General features: G+C 44.1%; 16 protein-coding genes. All 16 read left to right on the forward strand.

Annotation, left to right across the window (positions count from 1 at the left end; all coding sequences use genetic code 11):
• The first annotated feature begins 3 nt into the window (after positions 1-3).
• The 16 genes from ACMXYS_RS02545 to flhB all read left to right on the forward strand — a co-directional run bounded on the left by ACMXYS_RS02545 (position 4) and on the right by flhB (position 13,883).
• On the forward strand, positions 4-633 hold the full coding sequence (locus ACMXYS_RS02545) for a 3'-5' exonuclease (protein ID WP_415883414.1): 630 nt from the start codon (positions 4-6) through the stop codon (positions 631-633).
• Between the two features lie 170 nt (positions 634-803).
• On the forward strand, positions 804-1,157 hold the full coding sequence (gene fliE, locus ACMXYS_RS02550; protein WP_415883415.1) for a flagellar hook-basal body complex protein FliE: 354 nt from the start codon (positions 804-806) through the stop codon (positions 1,155-1,157).
• 30 nt (positions 1,158-1,187) lie between these two features.
• Positions 1,188-2,852: a flagellar basal-body MS-ring/collar protein FliF gene (fliF, locus tag ACMXYS_RS02555; RefSeq protein WP_415883416.1), complete on the forward strand. Its 1,665-nt coding sequence runs from the start codon at positions 1,188-1,190 to the stop codon at positions 2,850-2,852.
• Positions 2,845-3,858, forward strand: a complete 1,014-nt coding sequence (gene fliG / locus ACMXYS_RS02560; protein WP_415883417.1) for a flagellar motor switch protein FliG — start codon at positions 2,845-2,847, stop codon at positions 3,856-3,858. The genes fliF and fliG overlap by 8 nt, the downstream gene beginning before the upstream one ends.
• An 11-nt stretch (positions 3,859-3,869) precedes the next feature.
• Positions 3,870-4,631, forward strand: coding sequence for a FliH/SctL family protein (locus ACMXYS_RS02565; protein WP_415883418.1), 762 nt, complete (start codon positions 3,870-3,872; stop codon positions 4,629-4,631).
• Positions 4,624-6,021: a flagellar protein export ATPase FliI gene (gene fliI, locus ACMXYS_RS02570; protein ID WP_415883419.1), complete on the forward strand. Its 1,398-nt coding sequence runs from the start codon at positions 4,624-4,626 to the stop codon at positions 6,019-6,021. Before ACMXYS_RS02565 ends, fliI begins: the two co-directional genes overlap by 8 nt.
• A complete protein-coding gene (fliJ, locus tag ACMXYS_RS02575; RefSeq protein WP_415883420.1) occupies positions 6,018-6,461 on the forward strand; it encodes a flagellar export protein FliJ in 444 nt (147 codons plus the stop codon). The genes fliI and fliJ overlap by 4 nt, the downstream gene beginning before the upstream one ends.
• A gap of 53 nt (positions 6,462-6,514) precedes the next feature.
• A complete protein-coding gene (locus ACMXYS_RS02580) occupies positions 6,515-8,281 on the forward strand; it encodes a flagellar hook-length control protein FliK (RefSeq protein ID WP_415897491.1) in 1,767 nt (588 codons plus the stop codon).
• 189 nt (positions 8,282-8,470) lie between these two features.
• The gene (locus tag ACMXYS_RS02585; RefSeq protein WP_415883422.1) at positions 8,471-8,995 is read left to right on the forward strand and encodes a flagellar basal body-associated FliL family protein; all 525 of its coding nucleotides are present in this window, start codon (positions 8,471-8,473) and stop codon (positions 8,993-8,995) included.
• 32 nt (positions 8,996-9,027) lie between these two features.
• Positions 9,028-10,005 carry a flagellar motor switch protein FliM gene (gene fliM, locus ACMXYS_RS02590; protein WP_415883423.1) on the forward strand — a complete coding sequence of 326 codons (978 nt, stop codon included), beginning with the start codon at positions 9,028-9,030 and terminating at the stop codon, positions 10,003-10,005.
• Positions 10,006-10,040: 35 nt separating this feature from the next.
• Positions 10,041-10,481, forward strand: coding sequence for a flagellar motor switch protein FliN (fliN, locus tag ACMXYS_RS02595; RefSeq protein ID WP_415883424.1), 441 nt, complete (start codon positions 10,041-10,043; stop codon positions 10,479-10,481).
• Positions 10,482-10,484: 3 nt separating this feature from the next.
• A complete protein-coding gene (fliO, locus tag ACMXYS_RS02600) occupies positions 10,485-10,937 on the forward strand; it encodes a flagellar biosynthetic protein FliO (RefSeq protein WP_415883425.1) in 453 nt (150 codons plus the stop codon).
• A complete protein-coding gene (fliP, locus tag ACMXYS_RS02605; protein WP_415883426.1) occupies positions 10,924-11,673 on the forward strand; it encodes a flagellar type III secretion system pore protein FliP in 750 nt (249 codons plus the stop codon). Before fliO ends, fliP begins: the two co-directional genes overlap by 14 nt.
• A gap of 13 nt (positions 11,674-11,686) precedes the next feature.
• Positions 11,687-11,956: a flagellar biosynthesis protein FliQ gene (fliQ, locus tag ACMXYS_RS02610; protein ID WP_415897492.1), complete on the forward strand. Its 270-nt coding sequence runs from the start codon at positions 11,687-11,689 to the stop codon at positions 11,954-11,956.
• 4 nt (positions 11,957-11,960) lie between these two features.
• Positions 11,961-12,734, forward strand: coding sequence for a flagellar biosynthetic protein FliR (gene fliR / locus ACMXYS_RS02615; protein ID WP_415883428.1), 774 nt, complete (start codon positions 11,961-11,963; stop codon positions 12,732-12,734).
• Positions 12,735-12,743: 9 nt separating this feature from the next.
• A complete protein-coding gene (gene flhB / locus ACMXYS_RS02620; RefSeq protein WP_415883429.1) occupies positions 12,744-13,883 on the forward strand; it encodes a flagellar biosynthesis protein FlhB in 1,140 nt (379 codons plus the stop codon).
• Positions 13,884-13,946 lie beyond the last annotated feature (63 nt).

Genomic DNA, 13,946 nt, shown 5'->3' on the forward strand with positions numbered 1-13,946 from the left:
TTAATGATCATACCCAGAGCGGTAAGAAGAATAAAAGAGAAGTATGACCATAAATCTGGTCCTTATGCGCACCTGTTCGATGCTTATGATGGTGATGAGGTTGTTTCTTTAGATTGTGAAACGACTAGTCTCGATGTGAAGCAAGGTGAAATTGTATCGATTGGTGCGGTTAAGATTAAAGGTAAAAAGGTTCTTACGAGTGATCGTTTGGATATTAAGCTTAAGCCACCCAAATCACTGACGGGTGAGTCTATTAAGATTCATAAGATACGTGAAAGTGATTTGGCTGAAGGCATTGATATAGAGGATGCGCTTGAGCAGGTTTTAGAGTTTGTCGGTAATCGTCCAATTCTTGGTTACTATGTTAACTACGATATTAGGATGTTGGATAAATTCATTCGACCCCAATTTGGTTTTGGCTTGCCGAATAAGGCGATTGAGTTGTCCCATGTCTATCACGATATTATTAAATGGAAATCTGTAGGCGGTAATGTCGATCTGCGTTTCGATACGATTTCCAAAAAGTTAGATATCCCGATGCTTGAGAGGCATACAGCTATTGGTGATGCTTTAACCGTGGCGCTGATGTATGTGCGACTAAAATATGGCGATCCTCCAGAAGCTCATTATTAATTAGACGTCAAAAGAATAGCGGGCCATTGGCCCGCTTTTTGCTTTTATCTACATATAAAAAGTAAAATCAAGCATGAATAGACAAAAAAATGTCGTTTTCTTCTTGGTTTTTACCTTGATGAAGTAAATTGACAGTTTATAATGTCAATAAATTGCCGTTGGGTGTGGTTATGGTAGATAGAGCTGACATAAATAGTGTTCTGATGCAGATGAGGACAATTAAGACTCAAGTGCAGAGTGTCTCTCCAGAAATGATGTCAGGTATGGTCTCTGAGCCAGGTGCTGTTAAACCCTCTGATCGTACGGGATTCGGTGATATTTTGAAAAATGCGGTAGATGCTGTGAGTGAGACTCAAGCAGATGCCAAAAAAATGGCAGTTGCATATGAAAAGGGTGATCCTACTATCGATCTCCCGCAAGTAATGATCGCTGCAGAAAAAGCTTCAGTCTCGTTTCAAGCGATGACACAGGTACGAAATCGATTAGTTTCGGCCTATGAAGATGTAATGAAGATGCCAATATAACAATAAATAGAATTAACGGGATAAGTGGCAGTGGCAGATAGCGCAGAAACATTAAGCGGAAGCCCAATGCTTGGCTTTAATAAACTGAGTATTGTTAGGCAGATTGGTTTGATGGTTGGTCTAGCGGCAAGTGTCGCTATTGGTTTTGCTGTTGTTTTGTGGTCGCAAAAGCCAGATCAGCGTGTTCTATTTAGTAATCTTAATTTCTCTGATGCTAACCAGATTATAGAGCAGCTACGCCTTTATAATGTCCCTTACAAGTTTGATGCAGATGGCCGAGCTATTTTGGTTCCGGATGAATATGTTCATCAGGCTAGACTTAAGCTTGCTTCTGAAGGTTTTACTGCTGATAAAACAGTGGGCTTTGAAATTCTAGATCGTGAGCAAAGCCTAGGCACCAGTCAGTTCATGGAAACGACAAAATATCGTCGTGGTCTTGAAGGTGAATTGGCTCGGACAATTTCCAGTATGACTGCTGTGCGCAATGCGCGTGTTCACTTAGCTATTCCAAAAGATACGGTTTTTATCCGTGATACCCGTAAGCCGACAGCATCTGTATTCCTTGAGTTATTCTCTGGGCGTCAACTAGAGCGTGATCAGGTTGCATCTATTGCTAACTTGGTGGCTTCAAGTATTCCAGCGTTAAACGTTAAAGATGTGACTGTTGTGGATCAGCGCGGCCGTTTACTAAATATGCGTGATAAAGACGTTAATGTTGTTTTAGCTGCTAAGCAATTGGAGTACACGCGTAATTTAGAAGAAACGATGCTCAACCGTGTAAACAGTATCCTTCAGCCGGTTGTAGGTATGGGGCGCTTCCGTGCAGAAGTGTCAGCAGATGTTGATTTTACAGCAGTCGAACAAACTGACGAATTATATAACCCTGATCTTCCAGCGCTTCGTAGTGAGCAGACAATGGATGAGTCAAGGGTTGGTGGTGCTGCACCAGTCGGTGTGCCAGGCGCATTGTCTAATCAGCCTCCTGGGCCGAGCAGTGTACCTGAAGAAGCATCAGGCGAGGGGGTGTTGGCCAACAACGGTGCGCCGGGTTCTTCTCGTAAACAAGCGACGCGTAACTTTGAATTAGACCGTACTATTAGCTATACCAAACATCAGCAAGGTCGTGTGCGTCGTTTAACTGTTGCGGTTGTCGTTGATGATCTTTCGAGTGTAGACCCATCCTCCGGTGATACTAAACGTACACCTTGGCAGCAAAATGAGTTGGAGCGTCTGCGCATTTTGGTTCAAGATGCCGTTGGCTACTCTGCGTTACGTGGAGATAGTGTAAATGTTGTTAATACTCCGTTTGTACCTGAACAACCTATTGTTACTGAAGATTTGCCTATTTGGGAGCAGGAATGGATTTGGGATATCGTTAAGCAAGTAATGGCAGCGGTATTCGTACTTGTTCTTGTTTTCGGTATATTGCGCCCTATCCTTAAAAACCTTGCTTCAGCAGGAACTGCGGGCAATGTGGCTGGTCTGGGTGCTGCAGGTGAAGTTTCTGCAGAGTTGGAAGGCCTTGATGGAGGCGAGTTCTCATCTGATTCGGTTACTTTTGGTAGCGATGATGGTCTTTTACCAACGCCAAATGAAAGCTTTGATTATCAGTTGAACGCGATTCGTAGTATGGTTGCGGAAGATCCTGCGCGTGTTGCGCAGGCTGTGAAGCAATGGGTAGGTAACGATGAGTGATGAGGCAAGTCAGGGTGAATTCAGTGAGATAGATAAAGCTGCAATTCTTCTGATTAGCTTAGGTGAAGCCGATGCTGCTGAAATCCTGAAACATATGGGCCCTAAAGAGGTTCAGATGATTGGGGAGGCAATGGCTCAACTGAATAATATTCCACAGACAAAGGTGGAATCAGTTGTTGGTGACTTTATGGGTTTGGTAAGTGATCAAACCGGTATTGGAATTAACAACGATATCTATATTCGTTCAATGCTTAATCAGGCCTTGGGCGAAGAGAAAGCAAAAACTCTCCTTGATCGGATTTTGATGAGTACGAATACATCTGGTCTAGATACTCTTCGCTGGATGGAGCCTCGTCAAATTGCTGAAATTATCCGGTACGAACACCCGCAGATTCAGGCAGTTGTTTGTGCTTATCTTGAACCGGATGCTGCAGCCGGTGTGCTGGGTTTCTTTGATGATAAACAGCGCCTAGATATTTTGATGCGTGTTGCTGCATTAGATCGTATCCAGCCGCAAGCATTACAAGAGCTAAATGATATTCTTGAACGTCAATTTGCGGGTGCAAGTGGTGCTAGTTCTGCAACTCTTGGTGGCATTAAAAATGCTGCTGATATTATGAACTTTATTGATTCGAGTATTGAAGCTGAGTTGATGGAAGGGATTAAAGAGAGTGATGAAAATCTTGCTACGACGATCTCTGACCTGATGTTTGTATTTGAAAATCTACAAGATGTAGAGGATCAGGGTATCCAAGCAATTCTTCGAGAGGTTTCAACTGACGTATTGGTTGTTGCGCTGAAAGGTGCTGATGTTGCTCTTCAAGAAAAAGTATTCCGTAATATGTCTAAACGAGCTTCTGAATTGTTACGAGATGACCTTGAAGCTAAAGGTCCAGTTCGTGTTTCTGAGGTTGAAGAAGCACAGAAAGAAATTCTATCTGTGGCACGTCGTCTGGCTGATGAGGGTGAAATCATCCTTGGTGGCGGTGGTGAAGAGATGCTCTAGGCTAAGTGCGTATGTCTGAAAATAAAGGTTTTAAACGCATAAAAGCTGAAGAGGCTTCTGGGCTCGTAGGGTGGGAGCTGCCGCAAGTTGCAGGTCAGCATATAGTTGGCTTGCAGCAAAAAGATCCTGTTGAAGTAACAGTCGTTGAAGAAGTTATAGCCGCAGAAAAAATTACCCTAGCTGAACTGGAAGAGATTCGTGAAACAGCGCGAATTGAAGGTTTGGCTGCAGGGCTTGAAGAAGGGCGCCTTAAAGGGCTTGAAGAAGGTCGAGTTAAAGGGGCTGAAGAAGGAAAAGAGCAGGGATATAAAGAAGGATTTCAGCAAGGTGAAGCTGAAGTTCTGCGTCTTCAAGCCTTATTAGGCAATATGCTGTCTGAATTTGAGCTACCTTTAAAGCAGCAAACTGAAAAAATAGAAAAGCAGTTAGTTGATATGGTTGTTTCATTGGCTGAGGCTACTGTTGGAGCTGAGCTATCTGTTAGACAGGAGTTGTTGCTGCAGTCTATTAGTGGTTCGCTACGAAGTGTGCCAGAGCCTTTAGGTACAGTTGTTGCCAAAGTTAATAAGAATGATCTTCCTTATCTAGAGAAAATGCTGCTAATGCCAGGTGTTACCTTGGAATATCTTGTTGATGACAATATTTCTCAAGGTAGTTACGAGCTTCAAGCTGCAAGCACTGTAGTTGAGCATCATTTAGATCAGCATTTTGCGACAGTGGTTAAGCAGTTCCTTTCCAACGTAGAAAGTGATTCGGCGCAAGCTCATGAGTGAGTTACTGGATCGATTATCTAAATATCAAAAACATCGTCTAGACACGCCTCAGCCCCGAATTGAGGGGCGTATTACTCGTATGATTGGCCTAACAATTGAAGCGGTCGGTATTAAATGTGCTGTAGGTGAATGTTGTTATATAGAATTATCCCAAGATCAGCAGATCGAAGCTGAGGTTGTTGGTTTCTCTGGTGATCGTATCTATTTGATGCCGCTTTACCCTATTGAGGGTCTGCAATCTGGAACCAAAGTTATTGCCTTAAGTGCCTCGGGTAAAGTGCCTGTTGGTATGAGCCTTCTAGGCAGGGTGTTGAATGGGGTTGGTCAGCCTATTGATGGTAAAGGTCCTCTTCAACCTGAAGCGGAAACGGGCTTGGCTGGGGATATTATCAATCCATTATTGCGAGATCCTATTAAGCAAACCCTTGATGTTGGTATTCGGACCATTAATGGCTTACTTACTGTTGGTCGGGGTCAAAGGATGGGCCTGTTTGCTGGTAGTGGTGTAGGTAAATCTGTGCTGCTTGGTATGATGACTCGCTTTACTGAGGCCGAAGTCATTGTTGTGGGCTTAATCGGTGAGCGTGGTCGAGAAGTTAAAGAATTTATTGAGCATAGTTTAGGCGAGGAAGGTCTAAAGCGCTCAGTTGTTGTGGCCTCACCCGCAGATGACTCTCCTTTAATGCGCTTGCGTGCATCTCAGCTATCTACTCGGATTGCAGAATACTTCAGGGATCAGGGTAAAAATGTTCTTTTGCTAATGGATTCCTTGACTCGATATGCGCAGGCTCAGCGTGAAATTGCGTTGGCTGTCGGGGAGCCGCCTGCAACAAAAGGCTACCCGCCTTCGGTATTCGCTAAAATTCCTAAATTGGTTGAGCGAGCAGGTAACGGTGAAGCTGGAAGTGGCTCAATTACTGCATTTTATACGGTGTTGACCGAAGGTGATGATCAGCAAGATCCGGTAGCAGACTCCGCTAGGGCGATTCTTGATGGGCATGTGGTATTGTCTCGTCGTTTGGCTGAGCAGGGGCATTACCCTGCAATCGATATCGAAGCCTCTATCAGTCGAGCTATGCCGCAAATTATTCAGCCTGATCATCTGCAGATGGCAATGCGCTTTAAGCAGTTATACTCTAAATATAGGCAGAATGAAGATCTGATTAATGTCGGAGCTTATGTCAAAGGTAGTGATCCTGACACTGATTTTGTTATGGATAACTTACCTTCGATGAATGCTTATTTAAGGCAGGGGATTAATGAGGCATTTCCTTTGCAGCAGTCTATGCAGCAAATGGTGATGATTCTGACTACTCCGCCAACACCTAATGCAGAGCCTGAACAGCAGCAATTGCGTCGACCTGTAGTAACTAATGGGCTGCAAAAATGAGTAAACGTTCCAAGCGCTTGCAGTTAGTTTTGGATCTGGCTGAAAAAAAGAAAAAACAAGCAGATCAGTTTTTAGCTGCGAGCCGTCAGCGTGTTGAGCAAGATCAGCGGACCATGGCTCAATTGGATGAGTATGTATCTGAATATCAGCAGAGTTACTTAGGGGCTCATGCTGAAGGTTGTACGGGTGCTCAATTGCACACTCAGCAGGCTTTTTTGGAAAAAATTCAACAAGCAAAATCGACTCAAGCGAATGCCATGGCCCAGAATAGAAGAGAGCTTCAAGCTGTTGAGCAGCATTGGAAAGCTGCATATGCGCGAATGAAGGGCCTACAGAAACTTACGGATAAGGCAATTCAGACTGAGCAGCTTGAAGAAGAAAAGGCGCTGCAGAAGCAATTAGATGAACGCTCTCAAACTATAAAAACACCTTTTATCTAGATTGGCCTCCATTTTGCTTTATTCAAATCAGGCAATATTAATAGGAGCCTGAAATGAGTGAGCAAGTATCCCCGTCTACTGGAGGCGGATTATTATCTCTTAATTTATCTATAACCCCTAAGGATTCGCCGTCTGTGGCCTCTGGGACTGTTCCTTTGTTAGGTGGTTTTGGTGCAGTTCTTAATCAGCAGGCCGACTCTAACGTCCCTGTTGCTAAGTTTTCTGGCGGCGGGATGTTGCCGCAAGAAGGGGATGTGTTGCCGCAGAAGTTAGACCAATTGCTGCCAGAAGAGCAAATGCAGGATCAGCTTCGTCAAATTGCACAGCTATTAGAGCAACAATCGGCTAAAGATTCTCAATTGCCTCCAGAGCTTAGTGCTGAGTTGGCAAGGGCGTTACGACAATACACTGAACAGCAGCCAATAATGCCGGTTAAAGGTGATAGTGAGAAAGAGGTAGGGACTCTTCCTTCAAATGCTGATTCGGATAAAGTTGTTTCGGTTCCGAGTAACCCTGGTGTAGCTACGGTGGGTGGCGAGAATAAAGTTGTTATTACTCCTCCGCCGAAGACTGCTACATTAGATCCAAATGCAGAGGTTGATTCTACTCAGCAAGAAGTTGAAGCTTCGCGCGCTAATGCAAATTCTGCTCAAGCTTCTATTGAAGGGGCGGGTAATTCTCAAACTCAGCCGTCAGTAGATGTTAAGAGTACTGCCTCTAAAGCTTCAGCGGCTACATCTGCAAATTCAGTTCAACTCACTGAGGTTCAGGATTCGCATCAAAATTTAGTTGCGAAAGACAATGCAAATGCTGCAAATGTTACAAATGTTGCTGATGTTCCTGCTTCAAATATTCAAAATCAGCAAGCTACTCAGCAGTCTCTAAGTCAGCAAAATATTCAGCAATCTCAAGTTACAGTTAATGCTGCTGCGGATATGTCTAATTCACAGCAGGCAGTAGCTAATGATCCGTCCGTTAAGGTTGGTGTACCATCTGTAAATGCTCAGGCGGATATAAAGTCCGCTCCAGTTAAAGGTGAAAATCCAGTTGCCGGCACTGATGAAGTGAAGCTGTTTGACCCAACTGCAAGAAAGGTTGAAGTGGATGCTGCTAAATCAGCTAATCGTGCAGTAACAGAACCACCAGTATCTGTACAAGGCGCTAAATCGGATTTGGTTCTGAATCCTCAGGCTGATAACAGTAGCATTAAAAAGATTGAATCCGCTTTGGATATGACTCAACAGCTGATGCAAAAAGTGGCTGCAAGTGAAAAAGGGGATGTGACAGCTACACAGGTAGTGGAGCGTTTGGCCTCAAATACTATTGGTCAGGTTAATTCTGCTTCGCCTACAGCGGCTCAAAAGGTTGTTACTGAGGGGCAAAATTTGATGATGCCTCAGAATGTTAAAGTGAATACGCCTGCTTGGAACAATGCGTTGGGCGAGCGAGCAATCATGATTGCCGCCCAAAATACGCGAGTCGCAGAGATTAAGTTAGACCCACCTGAGTTAGGGTCTCTGAATATTCGAGTGAATATCAATCAGGATCAGGTGAGTCTTAACTTTACCTCGCCTCATGCTCATGTAAGGGATGCGGTTGAACAAAGTTTGCCGAGATTACGTGAGATGTTTGCAGAGCAGGGCTTGGCGTTGCAGGATTCCTCTGTTTCTGATCAGTCCGCAGATCAGCAACGACGAGAGCAGTTTGCAGACGGCGATGGTTCTGGTAATCAATATGGAGGAGGCGTTGGTGCCGAAGGGGAAGAGGGGGCTAAACCAGAAAATGCTCGGTCGGTATCTCTTGTGGATTATTACGCGTAATTGAGCAGTTTGTGAGCTTTGTTTAGCTAATATAATCTATGCTTTTACAAGGCTCTTTGCTCTAAATAGTATTTTTGTGTGTTCTTGATCTTCAGCCTTAAAATCAGTGTGTTATATTAGGCGCAATACTGTTTAAGCGATATGTGGTTCATACTGTAGAGTATCGCGCTTTTTGTTGGAGATATAGAGATGGCTGAAGAGCAGGAAACAGGCGCTGAGGGCGGCGAAAAGAAATCATCTAAGCTCAAGTTGATCATCATTGCTGTGCTTGCGCTTGTTGTTGTCGGCGGTGGTGGTGCTGCAGCTGCTTTATTTTTCTTAGGTGGTGATAGTGAGTCTGCGTCTGAGGAAGCTGCGCCGGCTGAGCCTGTTCGAGCTGAGGCTATCTACACCAAAGTGAGAACTATGGGTGGTAAGCCGATGTTTGTTGTGACTCTGCAGTCAAATGATAACCGACCGCATTATATGCAATTGTATGTCGAGGCTAAGAGTCGCGATCAAGCTGTGGCTGATGCTTTAACCCTGCATATGCCTTTAATTGTTTCACGTCTAAATAATTTATATAGCACTCAAGAGTTCCGTACTCTGCAAACGGTTGAAGGTAAAGAGGCTTTGTTAGAAAGCTCTACTGAACTCGTGCGTGAAATTATGCAGGAAAAAATTGGTAAACCGGGTGTAGAAACAATCTTGTTTACTAACATGGTTATGCAGTAATGCTATTTGGGCTGATAGGAGATTATTCCTAAATGTCGGTCAAAGACTTACTTTCGCAAGATGAAATCGATGCTCTATTACATGGTGTCGATGATGGTGATGTTGAAACATCTGAAGAAGCGGAAGTAGAAGAAGGCGAAGTCCGAGGTTACGACCTTGCAAGTCATGAACGAATTGTTCGTGGCCGTATGCCTACGCTCGAAATGGTCAATGAGCGTTTTGCACGTTATACCCGTATAAGCCTTTTTAATCTGTTACGCCGCGCTGCTGATGTGACTGTGGGTGGTGTTCAGGTGATGAAGTACGGCGACTATATCCATACTTTGTATGTTCCTACCAGTATGAACCTAATTAGAGTCAATCCACTGCGTGGTACCGCTCTGTTTATTATGGATGCTAAGCTGGTATTTAAGCTGGTAGATAACTTTTTCGGTGGCGATGGTCGTCATGCTAAGATCGAAGGCCGAGAATTTACACCTACTGAAACACGCCTAATTCACAAAGCCTTAGAGCAATTCTTCATTGATCTGGAGGAGGCGTGGGCTCCAGTGAAAGACCTCACTTTCGAACATCTCGGTCATGAAATGAATCCGGCAATGGCAAATGTTATTAACCCTACTGAGGTTGTGGTTGTTAGTACCTTTCAGGTGGATTTGGAAGGTGGGTCGGGTGAGTTTCATGTGGCGATGCCGTATTCAATGTTGGAGCCAATTAGAGATGTTCTCGTATCTGGTTTCCAAAATAGCGAAGATGAAAAAGACGAGCGTTGGCAGATCGCTCTACAGCGAGATATTTTAATGGCCGGTTTGCCATTAGAGATGACGCTTGCACAGCAAGATATGACTTTACGTGATGTTTTGGAATTAGAGGCTGGTGATGTTATACCGATCGAACTGCCTGAAACGTTTGAGTTAAAAGCTAATAAAGTACCTGTTTATAATTGCACTATGGGTGTTTCCCGAGGGAATTTGGCCGTTAAAATAGTTGATCAAATCCAGCGCCCCAAGTAAATGTGCAAGCGATTGTATTAGAGTGAGCAAAAGCAATGAGTGATGAAACTGAAGACCAGCAAGCGTTAGCCGACGAATGGGCTGCGGCCATGGAAGAGCAGGTCACCGAAGAGGGTGGCGAAACTGTCGACCCTGATGCTTTGCTTGCCGAAACAGGTGTAACGGGTGATTCAGTTGAGTTAGATGAATTAACTGATGAAGGTACCCCAGTTACAGATCCTAAGCTTGATGTAATCTTGGATATTCCGGTCACGCTCTCTATGGAGGTAGGTCAAACGGATATTCCAATTAGTAATCTTTTACAGCTTAATCAGGGCTCTGTTATTGAGTTAGACCGCGTCGCGGGTGAGCCTTTGGATGTTATGGTTAATGGAACACTTATCGCACATGGTGAAGTGGTTGTTGTAAATGATCGTTACGGTATTCGTCTGACCGATGTGATCAGTCCTCAAGAACGAATCAAGCGTCTTAAGTAATCTATGCGTTCTTGGTTGTTATGCTTGCTTGTTATTATCTCGCCCACTGCTTTTGCGTTGGGTGTTGAAACTGCTTCGGGTGCAAAGCCTTCAGTCGTGCCTGCTGCAACCTATCAAGAGCCATTCTCTGCAGCTGCTTTCATGCAATTGTTATTAGGCTTGCTGTTTGTCATTGGCATGATTTTTATCCTTTCTTGGTGCTTTAAACGTTTTAGCGGTGTTACGCCAATGGCTCGCCATATGAAGGTCTTAAGCGTATTGCCTTTGAGTACACGTGAGAAAGCAGTGTTAGTCCAGGTTGGTGATAAGCAGCTATTACTAGGTGTGGCGCCAGGTCGTGTTTCTCATCTGCACGCTTTTGATGAGCCTATTGTTGATGATCAGCCGAGTGAGAGCTTTGCTGCACGCCTAGGAGAAGCTATTTCAAAGCGACGGAGCGTTGATGAGGCTGATTAAGTTAGTTTCAATTCTTCTTGCTTCCTTTCTTTTTCCGCATTTGGCTAGCGCTGCTGATGTGGGGATTCCGGCTGTAACGCTTACAACCGGAGAAAATGGTGAAAGTAATTACAGTGTGACACTTCAAGTGCTTGCACTCATGACAATGCTGACCTTCTTGCCAGCAATGCTCATGATGATGACCTCTTTTGCCCGTATTATCATTGTCTTTGCGATTCTTCGGCAGGCTTTAGGTTTGCAACAGACGCCGTCAAACCAGATTATGGTCGGTATGGCGATGTTTTTAACGTTGTTTATTATGACACCAGTGTTGGATAAGGTGTATGTGCAGGCTGTCACGCCTTATGTTAATGAAGAGATGGGTGTGTTTGAGGCGTTTCAAGCGGCAAGTGGGCCGTTTCGTGATTTTATGATGCTGCAAACCCGAGAGAGCGACCTTGATCTCTTTATGAGAATTTCCGGTAGTCCAGCCGTAGAAACAGCTGAGCAGATACCCTTTACCGTGCTTGTGCCTGCATTTGTAACCAGTGAATTAAAAACAGCATTCCAAATCGGTTTTATGCTGTTTATTCCTTTTTTGGTTATCGACTTGGTGGTTGCTAGTGTATTGATGGCTATGGGTATGATGATGCTATCACCAGTAATTATTTCTTTGCCGTTCAAAATTATGCTATTTGTATTAGTGGATGGTTGGGCGCTGGTGATTGGAACTTTAGCCGCCAGTTTTGGTATATAGCTAAGGAGGAGATATGACACCCGAAGTCGTACTTAGTCTCTTTGGCGAGGCGTTTTGGTTAATAGTCTTGATTGTTAGTGTCTTGATTGTGCCAAGCTTGATAGTGGGTCTAGCTGTATCAACCTTTCAAGCGGCTACACAGATTAACGAACAGACGTTGAGCTTTTTGCCTCGACTCATAATCACAATTATTGTAATTATGTGGGCAGGTCCTTGGCTTTTAACCAAGTTGACTGAGCATTTCACTACTCTAGTGAAAAACATTCCTTACCTTATAGGTTAGCCCTTTGTTTGAACTGAGTGTTCTGCAGATTGAACAGTGGGTAGCGGCCTTCTTGTGGCCCTTCTTTCGAATTGCTTCATTCTTTATGGCTGTACCTTTACTAGGTAGTCAGCTTGTTAATGCCCGTGTGCGTTTGTTTTTGGCTCTAGCTGTAACTGTTGTGGTCGCGCCATTGCTACCGGCGATGCCTGAATTCGATGGTCTACATTTTAATACCTATCTAATTATTGCTCAGCAGATTCTGGTTGGGGCAATGCTGGGTTTTCTATTTCAAGTGTTTTACCAAGTCTTTGTCTTAGGTGGTCAGATGATCGCACTTCAGATGGGTCTTGGTTTCGCGTCAATGACAGACCCTGCTAATGGTATCTCGGTCGTTATGTTGGGTCAGTTTTATCTAACATTGATTATGATGATCTTTGTGGCGCTTAATGGCCACTTGGTTATGATTGAAATAGTTGTACGAAGCTTTGATGTTGTTCCTATAAGTTTGGAAGCAATAGATCGAAGGAGTTACTGGCGAATTTTGATGGCAGGTAGTTGGATGTTTTCTGCTGCTATGCTTATGGCATTACCGGCTGTAACGGCTCTTTTAGTGGTAAATATGGCGTTTGGTATCATGTCTCGAGCTGCTCCGCAGTTAAATATTCTTGCGGTAGGCTTTCCATTTACCATGGTGCTTGGCTTATTTATTAACTGGGTGAACTTAGGTGGTTTTTTAGATCAGTATATGCGGATATCTGCCTTTGTTTTGGATTATATCGAGAACCTTTTTCTGTGATGCGCGATTATGGCTGAAGATTCTGGTCAGGAAAAAACAGAAGACCCCACGCCCAAGCGAATAAAAGAGGCTCGGGAGAAGGGGGATGTTCCGCGGTCGAAAGAACTGGCGACAACGCTAGTGCTTATGGCTGCGGTTTTTTCTGTAATTGTTTTCGGTGCTCAGCTCGCCAACAGCATGCTCGGCGTTATGGAAAGTAATTTTGTTCTCGATAGAGATGCAGTGTTTGATCCTAAGAAAATGTTGGCTCATTTCGCTATCTCAGCCAAAGAATCGCTCATGGGCTTAGCTGGAATATTTGGAGTTCTTTTAATCGCTGCTTTGGTTGGGCCTATTGCTTTAGGGGGCTGGAACTTCAGTGCGCAATCGATTGCGCCTAAAGGTAGCCGAATAGATCCTTTAGCAGGCCTTAAGCGGATGTTTTCCCTAAAGTCATTGATTGAGCTTTTTAAGGCGATTGCAAAGTTCTCGCTTGTCGGTGGATTTGCCATATTGATTTTATGGACAATTAGGGGGGATCTGTTGGCGCTGGGTACCTTTGAGGCGCGACCCGCAATAGATGCGGCATTAGAGACCATTATTTGGGTTTTTATGGCGCTGAGTGCAGTTTTGATTCTTGTGGCTGTGGTAGATGTGCCTTATCAGTTGTACGACTATACAGAAAAAATGAAAATGACCTTGCAAGAGGTTAAGGATGAGCTTAAAAACACTGAAGGTAAACCTGAGGTGAAGGGGCGTATTAGGCAGTTACAGCGTGAAATTGCTCAAAGGCAAATGATGCAATCAGTGCCTGAGGCTGATGTAGTTATCACCAACCCGACTCACTACTCTGTCGCTTTAAAATACGAGAGCGAAGGGCGTGGTGCGCCGATCCTAGTGGCTAAGGGAGCGGACTTTGTGGCATTAAAGATCCGAGAAATAGCCGATGAACATGACATTCCTATCCTTTCTGCGCCGCCTTTAGCGCGTGCGATCTATAACTCCACTGAAATAGATGACGAGATTCCATCTGGCTTGTATATGGCTGTGGCTCAAGTGCTTGCTTATGTATTCCAGTTGAAGCGATATAAAGAGCGTGAAGCTGAGCGTCCAAGTAACTTACAAGTAGATAAATTACCTATCCCTGATGAATTTAAAGATGACCTTTAATTGGCGCAAAAATTGCAGAATTTAGAGTCGGTATAACTATTCGTCAAAAAAACATCAGATTTT

This window comes from Neptuniibacter sp. QD57_21 (genome assembly GCF_047778075.1).
In the GTDB taxonomy this organism is placed as follows: domain Bacteria; phylum Pseudomonadota; class Gammaproteobacteria; order Pseudomonadales; family Balneatricaceae; genus Neptuniibacter.